The organism is Sinobaca sp. H24 (genome assembly GCF_023845525.1).
In genome coordinates, this window is sequence record NZ_JALBWT010000044.1 from 1 (window position 1) to 14,764 (window position 14,764).

General features: G+C 42.6%; 18 protein-coding genes, 2 pseudogenes and 1 other annotated feature. Of the genes and pseudogenes, 11 read left to right on the forward strand and 9 right to left on the reverse strand.

The window, feature by feature from the left end:
• Positions 1–576, forward strand: a pseudogene (locus MMY81_RS29425) (FAD-dependent oxidoreductase); the annotation flags it as partial.
• A 15-nt stretch (positions 577–591) separates the two neighbouring features.
• Here MMY81_RS29425 and MMY81_RS29430 read toward each other — a convergent pair.
• Entirely contained in the window at positions 592–1,377 is a 786-nt protein-coding gene (locus tag MMY81_RS29430; RefSeq protein WP_252315631.1) for an SDR family NAD(P)-dependent oxidoreductase, read from the reverse strand.
• 132 nt (positions 1,378–1,509) lie between these two features.
• Positions 1,510–1,728: a binding site (T-box leader), on the forward strand.
• 55 nt (positions 1,729–1,783) lie between these two features.
• Here MMY81_RS29430 and proB point away from each other — a divergent pair.
• Genes proB through proC form a run of 3 tightly spaced genes read left to right on the forward strand, consistent with a single transcriptional unit; the run spans position 1,784 to position 4,993 of the window.
• Positions 1,784–2,899 carry a glutamate 5-kinase gene (proB, locus tag MMY81_RS29435; protein WP_252315632.1) on the forward strand — a complete coding sequence of 372 codons (1,116 nt, stop codon included), beginning with the start codon at positions 1,784–1,786 and terminating at the stop codon, positions 2,897–2,899.
• Positions 2,900–4,147 (forward strand): glutamate-5-semialdehyde dehydrogenase, encoded by a 1,248-nt coding sequence (locus MMY81_RS29440; protein WP_252315633.1) that lies wholly within the window; start codon positions 2,900–2,902, stop codon positions 4,145–4,147.
• A 9-nt stretch (positions 4,148–4,156) separates the two neighbouring features.
• Complete coding sequence (proC, locus tag MMY81_RS29445; protein WP_252315634.1) at positions 4,157–4,993, forward strand: pyrroline-5-carboxylate reductase; 837 nt, start codon at positions 4,157–4,159, stop codon at positions 4,991–4,993.
• Positions 4,994–5,036: 43 nt separating this feature from the next.
• Here the strand turns inward: proC and MMY81_RS29450 are convergent, their stop codons facing one another.
• Both MMY81_RS29450 and MMY81_RS29455 read right to left on the reverse strand, forming a co-directional pair.
• On the reverse strand, positions 5,037–5,540 hold the full coding sequence (locus MMY81_RS29450; protein WP_252315635.1) for an NAD(P)/FAD-dependent oxidoreductase: 504 nt from the start codon (positions 5,538–5,540) through the stop codon (positions 5,037–5,039).
• A gap of 11 nt (positions 5,541–5,551) precedes the next feature.
• Positions 5,552–5,815, reverse strand: a complete 264-nt coding sequence (locus tag MMY81_RS29455; protein WP_252315636.1) for a hypothetical protein — start codon at positions 5,813–5,815, stop codon at positions 5,552–5,554.
• Between the two features lie 399 nt (positions 5,816–6,214).
• Here MMY81_RS29455 and MMY81_RS29460 point away from each other — a divergent pair, with 399 nt between their 5' ends.
• Positions 6,215–7,039: an ion transporter gene (locus tag MMY81_RS29460; RefSeq protein ID WP_252315637.1), complete on the forward strand. Its 825-nt coding sequence runs from the start codon at positions 6,215–6,217 to the stop codon at positions 7,037–7,039.
• Between the two features lie 27 nt (positions 7,040–7,066).
• Here MMY81_RS29460 and MMY81_RS29465 read toward each other — a convergent pair whose 3' ends face one another.
• Complete coding sequence (locus tag MMY81_RS29465) at positions 7,067–8,434, reverse strand: aspartate kinase (protein WP_252315638.1); 1,368 nt, start codon at positions 8,432–8,434, stop codon at positions 7,067–7,069.
• 376 nt (positions 8,435–8,810) lie between these two features.
• On the opposite strand from MMY81_RS29465, the gene MMY81_RS29470 reads away from it, so the two are divergent.
• Both MMY81_RS29470 and cbpB read left to right on the forward strand, forming a co-directional pair.
• Positions 8,811–9,119, forward strand: a complete 309-nt coding sequence (locus MMY81_RS29470; protein WP_120192354.1) for a MerR family transcriptional regulator — start codon at positions 8,811–8,813, stop codon at positions 9,117–9,119.
• Between the two features lie 227 nt (positions 9,120–9,346).
• Positions 9,347–9,784 (forward strand): cyclic-di-AMP-binding protein CbpB, encoded by a 438-nt coding sequence (cbpB, locus tag MMY81_RS29475; protein ID WP_252315639.1) that lies wholly within the window; start codon positions 9,347–9,349, stop codon positions 9,782–9,784.
• Positions 9,785–9,845: 61 nt separating this feature from the next.
• Here cbpB and MMY81_RS29480 read toward each other — a convergent pair whose 3' ends face one another.
• Together MMY81_RS29480 and MMY81_RS29485 are read right to left on the reverse strand one after the other, a co-directional pair.
• Positions 9,846–10,280 carry an SRPBCC family protein gene (locus MMY81_RS29480; protein WP_252315640.1) on the reverse strand — a complete coding sequence of 145 codons (435 nt, stop codon included), beginning with the start codon at positions 10,278–10,280 and terminating at the stop codon, positions 9,846–9,848.
• 78 nt (positions 10,281–10,358) lie between these two features.
• Positions 10,359–10,813 (reverse strand): annotated as a pseudogene (locus tag MMY81_RS29485) (YlbF/YmcA family competence regulator).
• A gap of 118 nt (positions 10,814–10,931) precedes the next feature.
• Between MMY81_RS29485 and MMY81_RS29490 the strand changes: the two are divergent.
• The 4 genes from MMY81_RS29490 (at position 10,932) to ytvI (ending at position 13,050) form a co-directional block, all read left to right on the forward strand.
• Positions 10,932–11,429: a PaaI family thioesterase gene (locus MMY81_RS29490; RefSeq protein WP_252315641.1), complete on the forward strand. Its 498-nt coding sequence runs from the start codon at positions 10,932–10,934 to the stop codon at positions 11,427–11,429.
• 82 nt (positions 11,430–11,511) lie between these two features.
• Entirely contained in the window at positions 11,512–11,784 is a 273-nt protein-coding gene (locus MMY81_RS29495) for a YugN family protein (protein ID WP_308215522.1), read from the forward strand.
• A gap of 202 nt (positions 11,785–11,986) precedes the next feature.
• Positions 11,987–12,439, forward strand: a complete 453-nt coding sequence (locus MMY81_RS34680) for an AI-2E family transporter (RefSeq protein ID WP_308215523.1) — start codon at positions 11,987–11,989, stop codon at positions 12,437–12,439.
• The gene (ytvI, locus tag MMY81_RS34685; protein ID WP_308215524.1) at positions 12,436–13,050 is read left to right on the forward strand and encodes a sporulation integral membrane protein YtvI; all 615 of its coding nucleotides are present in this window, start codon (positions 12,436–12,438) and stop codon (positions 13,048–13,050) included. Before MMY81_RS34680 ends, ytvI begins: the two co-directional genes overlap by 4 nt.
• Before the next feature lie 47 nt (positions 13,051–13,097).
• Here the strand turns inward: ytvI and MMY81_RS29505 are convergent, their stop codons facing one another.
• The 3 genes from MMY81_RS29505 to MMY81_RS29515 form a co-directional block, all read right to left on the reverse strand.
• Entirely contained in the window at positions 13,098–13,664 is a 567-nt protein-coding gene (locus tag MMY81_RS29505; protein WP_252315642.1) for a DUF420 domain-containing protein, read from the reverse strand.
• Between the two features lie 132 nt (positions 13,665–13,796).
• Positions 13,797–14,141 (reverse strand): cytochrome C oxidase subunit IV family protein, encoded by a 345-nt coding sequence (locus MMY81_RS29510; protein WP_252315643.1) that lies wholly within the window; start codon positions 14,139–14,141, stop codon positions 13,797–13,799.
• 1 nt (position 14,142) lies between these two features.
• Entirely contained in the window at positions 14,143–14,763 is a 621-nt protein-coding gene (locus tag MMY81_RS29515) for a cytochrome (ubi)quinol oxidase subunit III (protein ID WP_252315644.1), read from the reverse strand.
• Between the last annotated feature and the right edge of the window lies 1 nt (position 14,764).

Below are 14,764 nucleotides of genomic sequence, written 5' to 3' on the forward strand. Positions count from 1 at the left end.
TGGCAGAAAAGAAGCCGCACTTCGATCTGGAGCGCTTTTTCTATGTATGGCACGCTGACAGAAGCGCCCTCCGATGCCCCATTGTTTCAGCAGATTATGTGGGGACCGGAAAATGCTTTTGAAAAAGAGCATATGTTTGTTTCCTTATCCGAAGAAGAGGATACACTCAGAGCTCCGGGACGGGAACGAACCTTTACTATTTCCACACATACCGATCCCGACCGCTGGAAAAATAGAGCCACTTATGACGAGCAGAAGCGGCAGACCCTCGAAGAATTGAAACACATTCTTTTATCACAGACAGGCTGGTCTGACGCTCTTACTTCCCTGCTACCCGGTGCCCCTCATGCGTGGGAGCATTATATACATCGGCCGGACGGCATGGTGGGAGGCTTTCCCCAGACAAGCCGGTATGCACTTTTCAACAGCCTTTCTCATCGTACAAAACTGCCCGGCCTGTGGATGTGCGGCGATTCCGTGTTTCCGGGAGGCAGCACAATGGCAGTTACAATGAGCGGCATTCATGTGTATGAATCGATTACAGGCTCCCATTTTTATAAAGAAGAGCGCACATGACCAGTCACTCCATGCTTACTTTTTCATGAACTGTTTTCTGCCCAGCTGTTCTACCGTTTTTGGAAACAGGCTGTACAGCAGGGCTGCTTTGTTCATGTAACCAGGCAGATTTATTTCTCTTGCCCTGCCATCTATGTTTTTTACAATAGTACGTGCAAGCTTTTCAGGGCGAATCGCAAGCCTGCTCACCGATTTTTCATACTTTCCAGTTGGATCGGCTTTATTCGAAAACGGGGTTTTAACCGGCCCGGTATTTACCGTCATCACAGATATCCGGTGCGGTTTCACTTCCATTCGGAGCGCATTTGAATAAGCAATAACACCAGCCTTACTTGCAGCATAAGCAGAGGCTTTAGGGGTTGCCAGCTTCCCGGCCATAGAACCGATATTAATAATACGACCGCTCTGCTGCTGTTTTAAATACGGCAGAAACAAGCTGGTCCAATCGATTAAGCCGAGCAGGTTCACTTCCATAATTTCCCTGGCGCTATCATAAGAAAGGTTCTCCGCTTCGGCGAAATATCCAAACCCGGCATTGTTAATAAGTACATCAATTTTTTTTGTGCGATTTAAAATCGCTTCGGCTGCTCTTTTATTATCCTCGTGATTCCTAATATCAGCCGTTTCTATATCTGAGCTGATTCCAAGATCCACCAGTTCACGCTGAACAGCTCTCAGCTTTTCTCCAGAGCGCCCTACCAGAATGGGAGAGTAACCGCGCTTCGCGCTTTCAATACTGATCCATCGCCCAAGCCCGCTTCCAGCTCCCGTAATTACTACTGTTTTTCCAATTGTCATCATTTCATCTCCCTTTCTGTGTATTTTTAACTGTATATTCCCGGCCTTCACGAGTGTCTTTAATTTGCTTGACAACTCTGCGTCTATGAAACATAATATGAACAACTATTGTATCATCCCGAATCAAAAAAAAGAGAAACAGTGTCGAAGGAGAATAGTAATAAAAGCAGGATGTCGTACAGAAAATGGCGCTCATTGGCTGAGAGGCGCTGTAACATCTCTTTTATGAACCTGCTCTGGAGCTGTCAGGCCCAAAGCCTGATCGTTAACTGCGTTAAAGTTCCAAGTGGAAAAGCTGTATTTACCGCTTTTCAACGAAGGTGGCACCGCGGATTATACGTCTCCGTCCTTTATTAGGATGGAGGCTTTTTTGTATTAACAGATAAAGGGAATGGAGAGAAGAGGCCACATGAAAAAGGAACGAATTGTCGTCAAAATTGGAAGCAGTTCGCTGACTACTCCAAATGGCAGGCTGAGTGAAAAAAAATTAACAGAACACGTGTCAGCCATTGCAGCACTCCGGGAAAAAGGCCATCAGGTCATTCTCGTTTCGTCTGGAGCGGTGGCTGCAGGATTCGGCCAGCTGGGCTATCCCTCCCGTCCTGTAAAGCTTGCCGGCAAGCAGGCAGCTGCTGCGGTAGGTCAGGGACTCCTCATGGAAGCCTATACAAAGGAATTTCATTCGTACGGAATTTCGACAGGCCAGCTGCTGCTGACGCGTGATAATTTCTCCAACCGGCCACAATATCAAAATGCATATAATACGCTTTCTGAACTTCTTCAGCGCCAGGTGCTCCCTATTATTAATGAAAATGATTCTATTATGGTGGATGAGCTTACTTTTGGCGACAACGATATGTTGTCGGCTCTTGTAGGAGGACTGTGCCAGGCAGATGATTTATTTATTCTTACCGATGTAGACGGACTTTATGATTCGCACCCAAAAGACAATCCTTCAGCCAAGAAATATCACTTTCTTTCTGAAATCACGGATGAGCTTCTCATTGGAGCCGGCGGAAGCGGCAGCCTCGTTGGAACCGGCGGAATGAAATCAAAACTTCTCGCTGCACAAACGGCATTGCAGCTGGGTCTGCGTATATTTATCGGAACTGGATCAGGTCCGAATAAACTTACAGATATTATCGATGGAAAAGGAAACGGCACGTACATTGGCTATCCCGGTCAGTTTACGTTGAAATCAAAACAGCAGTGGCTTGCCCTGCACTCCCTCCCAACCGGGGAACTCGTTGTGGACGGCGGTGCAAAACGAGCTCTTCTTCAAAATGGGAGGAGCCTTCTGCCGGCAGGTATCAAGTTAATTAAAGGCACATTCGGCAGCGGCGCGGTCGTTCAGGTTGTTGATGAAAAAGGAACGCTTATCGGCAAGGGCCAGGTCAATATGTCTTCTGCTGAATTAGCAGATATTAAAGGGAAATCAAGTTCGGAAGCTGCAGCTTTCACAAAAACGATCAAAGCTGAAGTCATCCACCGCGATGATTGGGTTGCTATGAAGGAGATGAAGTAAATGAGTAAAATGACAGAACAGGGCCAAAAAGTAAAACAGGCAGCCGGTGAACTTGCTTTACTGAACGCTGCCCGCAAGAACAACGTATTAAATGAGCTGGCTTTGTCTTTGGAAGAACACACGCTTACCATAATGGAGGCCAACCAGAGAGACATAGAGGCTGGAATGGAGAAAGGATTCACCGAGGCTCTCCTGGACAGGCTGCGTTTAACAGAGGAGCGCATTAAAACAATGGCGGACGGATTTCGCGACGTTGCTGCCCTCCCTGACCCTATCGGAGAAGAAATAGAAGCATGGGATCGTCCCAACGGACTCGAAATAAAGAAGATACGGGTGCCGCTCGGCGCTATCGGTATTATTTATGAAGCCAGGCCTAATGTAACAGCAGATGCAACTGCTTTAGCAGTAAAAACCGGAAATGCCGTGCTGCTCCGCGGGAGTTCCTCTGCCTACCACTCCAACCAGGCAATTATTGATGCTATTCACGCCGGCATGGCGAAATACTCCCTTTCTCCTGACTCTATTCAGCTGGCAGAAGACACGTCACGTGAAGGGGCCTCAGAAATGTTTAAAATGAATAAGTATCTTGATGTACTGATTCCACGCGGCGGCGCCGGTCTTATACAAACCGTCGTTGAACAGTCCTCCATTCCCGTTTTAGAGACAGGTGTTGGAAACTGTCACGTTTTGATCGACGAATCTGCCGATAAAAAAATGGCCATCGATATCGCCATTAATGCAAAGACACAGCGTCCTTCTGTCTGCAACGCCTGCGAAACCATTCTTGTACACGAAAACTGGCTGCAGGAAAATGGAAAAGAATTAATTGAAGAGCTTCTACTGGCAGGAGTTGAAATCCGGGGAGATGAGAGAATTCAGGCGCTTCATTCCGATATTAAAGCTGCTGAGGAGTCCGACTGGGCGGAGGAATACCTCGATTATATTGTTTCCATGAAGTGCATTAACAGTGCAGAAGAAGGAATTTCCCATATCCAAACGTATGGCACCACTCACTCTGAGTCGATCATAACTGAAAACGAAGAAAATAAGCTGGCATTTTTTACCGCCATTGATGCAGCGGCTCTTTATCACAACGCCTCCACTCGATTTACGGACGGCTTTGAATTTGGCTTCGGTGCAGAAATCGGTATCAGCACTCAAAAGCTTCATGCCCGCGGCCCAATGGGACTTAAAGCGCTGACGTCTTATAAATATATTATTCAGGGTACTGGACAGATAAAAGAATAGGAGGCGCTTATGCTTACGAACCAAACGTTTGCTTTTATTGGAGCAGGAGCGATGGCAGAAGCCATCATCGGAGGTCTGATCCGAAAAGAACTCGTAAAACCTGATCAAATTTCAGTAACCAACCATTCGGACAAAGACAAACTTCTCCGTCTGGAAAAAGAATATGGGATCCAATCCTTCCAGTTAAAAGACACAAACACAATAGAAGCTTCTGTAATCATACTGGCCATGAAGCCCCGGCATGCAGAAGATGCGATACAGTCCATTCGTCATAAATTGTCAAACGAACAAATTATCGTCTCTGTCATGGCAGGTATTTCTACTATGTATATGGAAAACCTCTTCGCGATTCATCCGCCGGTTATACGGGCGATGCCTAACACTTCTGCTAAAGTTGGAGCATCCGCTACAGCAATCTCTCTAGGATCTTATGCATCGTCAACAGACGCAAAGATTGTGGCTGCCCTTTTTCGTTCCATCGGCACGGTAACCGAGCTGGCTGAAGAAAAAATGGATGCCGTTACCGGCATTGCCGGCAGCGGTCCTGCCTATTTGTATTATATGGTGGAGGCTATGGAAAATGCGGGGAGACAGGCCGGACTCCATGAAGATGAAGCAAAAGAGCTTATTATACAAACTTTTTTCGGGGCAGCTCTGCGGCTGCAGCATACTGAGAAAACGTCAAAAGAATTATATAAAGAAATTATGAGTCCCGCCGGTACGACAGAAGCTGCTTTTGAAGTGCTCGAACAGCATCATGTACAGGAGCATTTCACTGCTAGTATTATGCGGGCTATTGAACGATCCAAAGAATTGGGGAACTCTGCCGCCACGCCTTTTAAATAAACCAAAAGCCTGCTGAAGACATATCTTCAGCAGGCTTTTTATTTTAGAGAGATAAATGTTCAGCCGCATGTTTTCCTGATAAGATAGCCCCTTCTACTTTGCCTTCTTTGAAAATATCTCCGGCAAATGCTACAGGTATCGGAGAATTCCAGCTTATACTTCTTTCAGGAAAAAGTACATTAGGCTTGGCATACCGCCATTTTTTTACTTGTACATCTTGTATTTCCGCCCCATCCAGAAGCCAGTCGATTTTTTCGAGAAGAGCGTTCTGCAGCGTATCATCCGCTTTCTCCCAATGAGCATCCGACCAGTCCCCGCTGGCATGAATGGTCAGCAGCTTTTCTTTGGATATACCTTTTTTGTAGTTACATCCGGCAAACGCAATATCGCCTTTTTCCCACTGAATGCCGCCGGTATCAGGAATTTTTGTTTCTCCGGTATAAGTAATCATTAATCCAATGCTTTTCTCGTAGGTAAGCTCTTCCATTGCTTTCTTATCTTTAGAAGAACCCGGAAAATCCGGAAAGAGCGCCAGCGTCTGCGGCATAGGTGCGGTGACTAGAACCCCTTCTGCTGAAAAAGAAAAATGTCTCCTGCTTCTCCTTCTACAATCCAGCCTTCTTTTCCCGGCTTAATCGTCTGTACGCGGTGGGAAGTATGTATATTTTTTCCTTTCCAAAGCCTTTTTACGAAAGGAGACATACCATCTACTCCTGCATAGCGGGGATGTCCATCTCCGCCATTATCGCTTATTTTTCGGTCTTCTATATTTTCTGCACGGGCAAAGCCTTTGTTCCATTCCCCAGCCGTTTTTTTTCCCATTCCTGGATGAGCTGTTTCATTTGCGTGCTTCTGGCTGTCATAAACTGAGCCCCGTGGTCTGCACGCCCTTCGCCAATCCGCCGGGTTGCCATGCGGCCTCCAACCCCTCTGCTTTTTCCAGAACCATGGTCTTAATACCTTTCGCTTCCAAACCAGCATGGGCACTCGCTGCCCCGCTGCCTATAGCCTATAATATCATATTTTTCATCTGCTCTCATCCCCTTTTTCTACTTTGTTCTATACCCCCGTAAAGCTTACCTCAATCCAATGTACTCGAGAAAGAAATCTTTCCATGCTATCTGTGTTTTAGTACAATTAGATAGTTGTGTTTATATTACTATCACCCGCTGATAAATCGACAACAGTCATTAATAGAGGATAAAGGGAGTTTTTGGATTTATGAAAGAATCAAAGCCGCGCCGGACATGGCGGGATAAACTAGCTGTGCTTGTCGAAAGTCCAATTTTTATTAATACGATTATGGTTATTATTTTAATTAACGCTGCTTTAGTAGGCATTGAAACATATCCAGCTGTTTATCAGGATAATCAACATTGGTTTTACATAGCGGATCGGATACTGCTTTGGATTTTTACTGTCGAGATTATTCTCCGGATTATTGCCTTTAAACCATCCTATCGATTTTTTAAAAATCCATGGAACTGGTTTGACTTTTTAATTGTCTTTGCCGGTCACATCTTTGCCGGCGCCCATTTTGTTACAGTGCTGCGAATTCTGCGTGTGCTTCGTGTTCTCCGTGCTATTTCTATTATACCATCGCTTAAGCGGCTCGTGGATGCGCTGCTGTTAACGATTCCTTCGCTCGGTAACATTATGTTCTTGATGAGTATTTTCTTTTACATTTATGCTGTTATCGGCACGATGCTTTATCAGGATATCGAACCGGAATATTTTGGCAATCTGCAGCTGACTCTTTTAACCCTGTTTCAAGTAGTCACACTTGAATCGTGGGCCAGCGGCGTCATGAGACCTGTCCTCGAGCAGGCACCAATGTCCTGGTTTTATTTTGTCAGCTTCGTGCTGATTGGCACATTTATTATCTTTAACCTTTTTATCGGAGTCATTGTCAGTAACGTCGAAAAGGCCGATAATATGGAAAAAGAAGCAGCTAACGGACCTGAAGTGACCACAAAAGAACTGCAAAAAGAAATACAGGAACTTAAACAACTGATTACAGAACAGCAAAAAGACAGGAACCGATAAATTAATCGGCTCCTGTCTTTTTACTTCTTACTGCAATACTTCTTTTGTACTGAAAAACTCTTCATACAAACCTCTAATCGCATCATCAACCTGGCCTTCTTTAATACCAAAAGAAAGTGAGACCTCTGATGAGCCCTGGTTAATCATTTCAATATTGATTTTTTTCTCCATTAACGCCTTCGTTGCTCTTGCAGCAATACCAACTGTTTCATGCATACCTTCTCCAACAAGCATGATCATAGCCAGACCTTTTTCAAAGTACACATCGTCTGCTCCAAGCTCTTCTGTTATGCGCTGGATAATTTTTTCCTCACTAGCTGCAGTCAGCTGGCTGTTGTCCAAAATAACGGAAGTATCATCAATACCGGAAGGAATATGCTCGTAGGAGATCCCCTCGTCTTCGATAATAGACAATAGCCTGCGTCCAAACCCTACTTCTCTGTTCATTAGATATTTTCGCACATACAAGGTACTGAAGCCTTTATCCGCTGCAATGCCAATAACCGGATTCAATGCATACTCCCTTTCCGAAATAATCATCGTTCCGCTTGTTTTAGGATTGTTTGTATTTTTCACACAAACTGGAATCGATTTTTGAAAGGCAGGAATTAAGGCCTCATCATGAAATACTGCAAAACCGGCGTAAGACAGTTCGCGCATTTCTCTGTATGTCATCCTTTTAATAGCAACAGGATCTTTAACCACATTTGGATTTGCTGCGAATACGCTGTCTACATCAGTAAAGTTTTCGTATAAGTCTGCTTTGATACCGGCTGCAACGATGGATCCCGTTATGTCTGACCCTCCTCTGGAAAATGTAACCAGTTCGCCTTGTTTAGAGTAACCAAAAAAGCCGGGAAATATTAGAATTCCTTTACGTTCCCGCAGCTTGTACAGGTTATCATAGGATTCCGGGAGCACCTGCGCGTTTCCAGGTGTGTCGCTGACATAGAGACCGGCCTCTGCCGGATTTATGTATTCTGACACGATTCCCAGACTTTGCAGATAGCCGGCAATCACTTTTGCATTATTGTCCTCTCCCGCTGCTTTCATTTGATCAAGAAAACGGCCGGGATTGTCTTTTTTGTAATCGACTCTTTCCTGCAGATCTTTTTCAATGATGGTAAGCATATCTTCGGAAAGCCTCAGCTCTTCTGTTATCGAACGAAACCGCTCAACCACATTATAAAGAGCCTCCGCTGTATCTTTTCCAGCCAGAGCCGTGTCGCCTAAATGGATGAGCAGATCCGTTACTTTCGTATCTTCTCCGCTTCTTTTTCCTGGTGCAGAAACGACAATTATTTTTCTATCTGTATCTGCCGTAATAATTGATGCTACTTTTTTGATCTGCCCTGCATCTGCAAGAGAGGATCCCCCAAATTTTGCTACATTCATCCGTTCACATCTCCCAAGTAAATAGTTTCCTTTGATCTGAATTCTGAAAATTTCACAAATATTAGCTTATCACAAATAGTATCCTGCCACAAAGGACATTTACACTGCTGACGCCGGGTTTAAAGCGCTCAGACGCTCTTACAAGTGTTCTTTTGCCTAAGGCATCAAATATTGTATATATTCTGAAGAACATTCTGCATGCGCTGAAGACTAAATTGTTTTCCCATACTTTTTTCTTTCTAACCATCTTTATAGTATAGCGTATGCAGAGCAGAAAAGAACGTCAATCATGTAAGAAAATCTAACAATGTACATTTACTGTGTGAGATTTTATGATATGTTGTTAGAAACAATAGAGAAAAAGGGGCGCTTGTAGATGTCTTCAAACTACAAAGACAAAAAAGTCATTACAATAGGAGTCATTAGCGAACTTACAGGTTTGTCGGAGAGAAAAATCAGATATTATGAAGAAAGAAAGCTGATTTTCCCGGAACGATCTTCCGGAGGTACGAGGAAATATTCTTTTGGCGATGTGGAACGCTTGATTGACATAGCTGATAAGATGGAAGATGGTATGCAGACCTTTGAAATACGCAGGATGGAACAAAAGAAAATGAAAAATTCCGAACTACGTGATAAAATGCTGCGCGGCCAGTTAAATGCTGCTTTTAACCTGCGGAAATAAACATATTTTGGATTAAATATAAAAGCAAAGGGGTATATGTAAGTGGCGGCATTATCCGTTTTTGCTTTGTGTAACGCTTACAATATTTTCTTGACTTTCCTATTTTTTGAGCATACGATTAAAGAGGAATATGTTCCGCAACTCTATTCCACATGCCACCCTTTGTGCTGAGGTGTTAATTGAAACTTCCGGCGCGGCAGCGCCTACAGAAAGAAAGTGATGAACACATGCAAACATTAAAAAACAGCCAAATCATGGATAACGAAATAAAACAGCTTATTGTGTCAGATGAGAAAGTCGCACATGTACAGCTTGAAAACCCTTTAGATCATGCGTTACTTATTTTAATCAAATCGGGTTATACTGCTATCCCCGTTCTCGATAAATCCTATCGGGTTCAGGGTCAGATCAGTAAAGCTCACATTCTCGATTCTATTCTTGGTATTGAACGTATTGAAATGGAACGCCTGCATGACTATAAAGTAAAAGACGTTATGTCTGCTAAGGTTCCCCGCATGCACAAAGATGAAACATTCGGCAAAGCATTGATGCTTTCTATTAATCATCCATTTGTCTGCATTGAAGATCATGATCACTCTTTTGTCGGTATTTTAACAAGACGATCTATTCTTGCTTTAATTCACCGTTACTTCGAAAAAGGATAAACATAATGAGTTTTCAGCATAAAATAAAAGAGTCATCCATTTGGATGACTCTTTTACTTTATTATTTGAATTGTTTCTGAAGTGCTTTTTCTCTATCTTTAAACATATTATATAAGCCCGCTTTTATAAATAGTGACGGGGCATAACTTTCGAATTCCACGTGATCTGTTATACCTGTCAGCTCTCCATCGCCCAGCGATTGAAAAGAGTGAGTGTGCTTCCACTTAATTAAGGGAAATGGAATATCTTTTCCTTCATCTACAAAGTACTCTTCCTGCTTGCTTTCCGTAATAGCGGACACCCAGTTACACTTAATAGGACCCGCTGTTATTTGAATTTCTACTGATTCTCCGGCATTAGACGTTCCATCCGATAATACGGAAACTTTAGGAAAATCCGTTAATTCTTCCAAGGCCTTCGAATCCTGAAAAAAATTCCAAACATCAATTCTGGATGCTTTTACTACTGTCTGATATTCGATACTCCCGTTGAACATAAGGTTCCCCCCTGGCGGCTATTTCTATAATAAAGAAAAGTTCTATATGAAAAACAGAGTATTAATCAGGCAGTTGGTCTACGCGCTGCATCCGCAGGAACCACCGGACCCGCATCCACCGGTTCCACAGGACGCATTGTCGAAAAATGGGTTGCCGGTAGGCACCTTAATATTAGGAGAAACCGCCCCGCTATTTCACCGGATATATCATTTAAAAGGGTCTCTAAATCCTTTTCTGCTTTTTTAAAAGCCGTTACCGTTGGATGAACATCCATCTCCCGTTTTTTCAGCCGGATTTCCTTAGAAACTAATTTATAATCCGGATGATATTTTCCGAAACGCTGGACTTCCTCGTAACGATCCTTCCATCCGGTAAATTCAGAAATAAGACTGCGTGCTTCTTTATCGGCTTCCATTTCAGCCTTCGCTGTCGTGTAAGCTATATAAATATCAGAGGTAAATAACAAAGCTGTCAGCTCCTCTGATGCTGTTAATAAGTCAGCTGGTGTCGACGTATAAGCAGTACTGTTCATTATGGCACCTCCTACCCGGAGTATAACATGGAACAAGGCTTTGTTTGAAGAATTAATTGGCATGCTTTCAGCTTGCTTGCTACAATATAACTATCCAAGCATGAAGAAAGGATCCAATATGACAGATACAAAAACATTATCAACAGATATTCAGGAATTTTTACAATCCGCAACAGCCGAAGAAAAAGAAGTGCTGCAGCAGTTTTTAAACGGTCTTAAACAAAAGCATGCAGGAGATCATCCTTCTTACGTGAGCGGCTGGCTCCAGGCGGAAGGCAAATGGAATGAAGATGGAAGCTATCAGATGCGTATTCCGATTCATAAAGGGATACAAAACCCTCTGGAGATTGTCCATGGCGGAGTAACCGCGACTCTAATGGATACATGCATGGGCACCTTGGCCAACCACTCCACACCCGCTGAAAAAGCGGCGGTCACACTGGAAATTAAAGTAAATTACTTAAAGCCAGGAAAAGGAAATTATTTATACTGCCGCACGGAAGTTATATCACAGAGCTCAAAAACGCTGTTTTTAACTTCCACCATAAAAGATGAAAACGATCAAACTATTGCTTTCGGTACTGGTACGTTTTATGTTATTGATTTTCTGGCTTAGCTCATGAAATTCCATATCCCCATTGCAAACGCTTTATTTTAATATTAAGATAAGACTATATGTATAAATAGGGGCGGAGCACATGCAAATCACAGATTATGAATTCGAGGGTACTCAGATTACATTTGGCAGGCTACATAGAATCATTAAAGAAGCAGGATTTATTCATGCCGGTCAATGGGATTACGAACGCGTAACGTTTGATTACAAATTTTTTGACCGTACCGATGATGCGACGTATTACCTGCGTATCCCGGCTTATGCAATAGAGGGAGATATTCCGGATGAAGATACAGTCGTTGAAATACTCACACCCTATTTTGGAAGATTACTATCCACATGGAATAGAATATGATGAAGAGTTCCCGGAAAAAATCATTCAAAAATGCAGGGACAAAACAAAAGGAGTCTGGGAGATCCTTAAAGCAAAAGTTTAAAAAGAAGCTGGGTTCAGCTTCTTTTTTGTATTTTTGGGATAAATATTTTGTTCTCTTCTGGGATATCCTATATACTGGATGATATACTATCTTGTCCGTATGTCTGAAAGGGGTACAGCTGTGTCATCGTTTCTTACGAAAAAGAATATGATTCGTTTTTTATCCGTCCTTATACTTATCGTTGCTTTAATTTTTATTCTGCCGGTTTCCGGACCGATTATTCTCGCATTACTCACAGCTCTTGCTCTCTCGCCTCTTGTCAGGCTGTTAAATGAAAAAGCTAAGTGGCGGCGTTCTATTGCTGTAACCGTTGTATTCATTTTGTTTTTAATTTCTCTTGGGATCGCTGGTTATTTAATTATTACTCAGGTTGTAACACAAGCTATTTTGTTTGTGGAAAATCTGCCGGGCTACATAGCTGAGGTAAATCGCTCTTGGAATGACATGCAGATTTCTATTGAAAATACCTATGAGAGAATGAATCTCCCTCCAGATGTCATTAACGAAATAAATGCCCAGGTTACGGACATGCTCAATAATTTTCGTGATATTTTTACAGATGGCCGATTTTGAATACCGTTACAGGAATTGTTGCTTCTATTCCAGGCTATCTCGTTTCATTTATTGTTTATTTAATTGCATTGTTCTTGTTTATGATGGATCTACCGCGCCTAAGCAGAAAAATGTATTCTTTTATGAAAGTAGAAACAGCTCAAAAAGTTCATTTTATGACTTCCCGTCTTGGTAAAGTAATCATCGGCTTTTTTAAAGCCCAGTTTTTAGTCAGCCTTATTATCGTAATTGTAACCTACATCGGGCTGTACTTTATTGTTCCCGAAGTTGCCCTGGTTATGGCCCTCATTATATGGGTAGTTGATTTTATCCCTATAATTGGCTCCATTGCTATCCTTGCCCCGTGGGCTATTTTCCAGTATTTATCCGGTGATGTGGTGCTGGGCACGCAGCTGCTGGTTTTAGGAATTATTCTGCTGATTATCCGCCGTACCGTAGAACCTAAAGTGATGGGCCATCACATCGGCCTCTCTCCTTTGGCCACATTGATATCCTTGTATATCGGCCTTTCTCTTCTTGGCGTTATCGGTTTCATTGTGGGACCTCTCGCGGTTATTGCTTTTTCTTCCGCAAGAGAAGCGGGCCTCATTAAACTCGACTTTAAAATTTAGCATAACAAAAATGGACTGCTCACCTGAGCAGTCCATTTGCTTGTTATTTAATAATAAGGAGAGATCATCAAGTATACAATAACTCCTGTTATACTAACATACAGCCAAAGAGGCATCGTCCACCTTGCAATTTTCCGATGTTTTTCAACCTGAGAGGTGATTCCTTTTAAAAACGTCCATATAGCAAGCGGCACAATGATAATGGCCAGAATGATATGGGAAATTAAAATAAAATAATATATACCTGCTATAGCTCCTGTACCGCCATAAGCGGTAGATTCAGCCAGGGCATGGTACGTAACATATGTTACCAGAAATAAACCGGTAGAGGAAAACGCGGCGTAGATAAACCGTTTGTGCATTGTAATATTTTTTTTCAAAATAAAAAACAGCGCTGTGAATAAAAAGACGGTTGTAAAGCTGTTAAATATAGCATTCATCATTGGCAGAATCGTTAAATCAAACGCTTCTATATCTCCACCCAGGCCCTCCATAAAAAACAGCAGGGTAACCAGACCATTAATAACAATAGTAAGTGTCACTACTATAGCCACATGACTCTTATCCGATGAAGTTTTTGATTGCTGCGATAGTTGATTTGAAGATTTACTCATCTTCTCCCCCATTTCTCTATTTATCTGTCCCCCATTATACAGGAAATCAGCTGTCGCTTACGTTTAATCTCTAACAAATCAGTGAACACGATATAAAGAAACAGCCTTCCTCAAGCGAAAGGCTGTTTCCTTTTAGTATTTTGTCATGCCCAGAAGAAACGTTAACGCAATCAGAGCTGGAGTAGAAAGCACTACGCCGGTAATAATAAATGTATTCGCCCATTCATGGCCTTTGTCTTTCAAATGCATGAAGTAAAAAAGCTGTAGAAAAAATTGAATCCCTGCTAATACAAGAATAAACGGCACAGCAAAGGTTGGTTCAATCATTTCCGTAGCGACTGCAATAAATGCCAGAAACGTCAGAAAAATCATAAAAGCAAATGACGTAATCTGTACTTTTTTTTCTTTATTCATCTTATGCAGGTCTTCTTCAGACAGTGCGCTTTTTTCGAATGGTTTGGATAACTCATTTGCCACATTAAGCTCCCCCTATTCCCATAAGATAAACGACAGTGAATATAAATACCCATACAACGTCTATAAAGTGCCAGTATAGACTGGCCAGATAAAATTTTGGAGCATTCGTTAAAGTGATCCCGGTTCTAGCATAGCGTATAAGCAGTGTGCTGATCCAGGCAAGTCCAAATACGACGTGGGCACCGTGCAGGCCGACAAGCGTATAAAAGGAAGATCCGAAAGCGCTTGTTGTATAACCGAGCCCATGATGTACATATTCCACAAACTCATAGATTTCTAAACCAAGAAATGCCATACCAAGTACTACGGTAGTAGTCATCCAGATCATCATGCTTTTAAAATTATTACGTTTCATCGCATACATAGCCAGAACGCTTGTGAGTGAGCTCGTTAACAAGAGCATCGTCATAATAAATACAAGCGGAAGCTGGAATAATTCTTCTGCTGTCGGCCCTCCTGCAGTTCCCTCTCTTAAGCCGAGAAAAGCTCCAAAGAAAGTAGCAAACATGATTGTTTCCCCGCTTAGAAAAATCCAAAAGCCTAAAAACTTATTTCTTCCTTCCAGTGTTGCTTTTTCCGGATTGGAAGGAAGGCCTTTAGTCATATCGACGTGATCAGCCATG

Coding starts and splice junctions, on each gene's coding strand:
- MMY81_RS29430 (WP_252315631.1), bottom strand. CDS start 1,377: ATGATGACAATTGGAAAAACAGTAGTAATTACGGGAGCTGGAAGCGGG.
- proB (WP_252315632.1), top strand. CDS start 1,784: ATGAAAAAGGAACGAATTGTCGTCAAAATTGGAAGCAGTTCGCTGACT.
- MMY81_RS29440 (WP_252315633.1), top strand. CDS start 2,900: ATGAGTAAAATGACAGAACAGGGCCAAAAAGTAAAACAGGCAGCCGGT.
- proC (WP_252315634.1), top strand. CDS start 4,157: ATGCTTACGAACCAAACGTTTGCTTTTATTGGAGCAGGAGCGATGGCA.
- MMY81_RS29450 (WP_252315635.1), bottom strand. CDS start 5,540: ATGCCGCAGACGCTGGCGCTCTTTCCGGATTTTCCGGGTTCTTCTAAA.
- MMY81_RS29455 (WP_252315636.1), bottom strand. CDS start 5,815: ATGGGAAAAAAAACGGCTGGGGAATGGAACAAAGGCTTTGCCCGTGCA.
- MMY81_RS29460 (WP_252315637.1), top strand. CDS start 6,215: ATGAAAGAATCAAAGCCGCGCCGGACATGGCGGGATAAACTAGCTGTG.
- MMY81_RS29465 (WP_252315638.1), bottom strand. CDS start 8,434: ATGAATGTAGCAAAATTTGGGGGATCCTCTCTTGCAGATGCAGGGCAG.
- MMY81_RS29470 (WP_120192354.1), top strand. CDS start 8,811: ATGTCTTCAAACTACAAAGACAAAAAAGTCATTACAATAGGAGTCATT.
- cbpB (WP_252315639.1), top strand. CDS start 9,347: ATGCAAACATTAAAAAACAGCCAAATCATGGATAACGAAATAAAACAG.
- MMY81_RS29480 (WP_252315640.1), bottom strand. CDS start 10,280: ATGTTCAACGGGAGTATCGAATATCAGACAGTAGTAAAAGCATCCAGA.
- MMY81_RS29490 (WP_252315641.1), top strand. CDS start 10,932: ATGACAGATACAAAAACATTATCAACAGATATTCAGGAATTTTTACAA.
- MMY81_RS29495 (WP_308215522.1), top strand. CDS start 11,512: ATGCAAATCACAGATTATGAATTCGAGGGTACTCAGATTACATTTGGC.
- MMY81_RS29505 (WP_252315642.1), bottom strand. CDS start 13,664: ATGAGTAAATCTTCAAATCAACTATCGCAGCAATCAAAAACTTCATCG.
- MMY81_RS29515 (WP_252315644.1), bottom strand. CDS start 14,763: ATGGCTGATCACGTCGATATGACTAAAGGCCTTCCTTCCAATCCGGAA.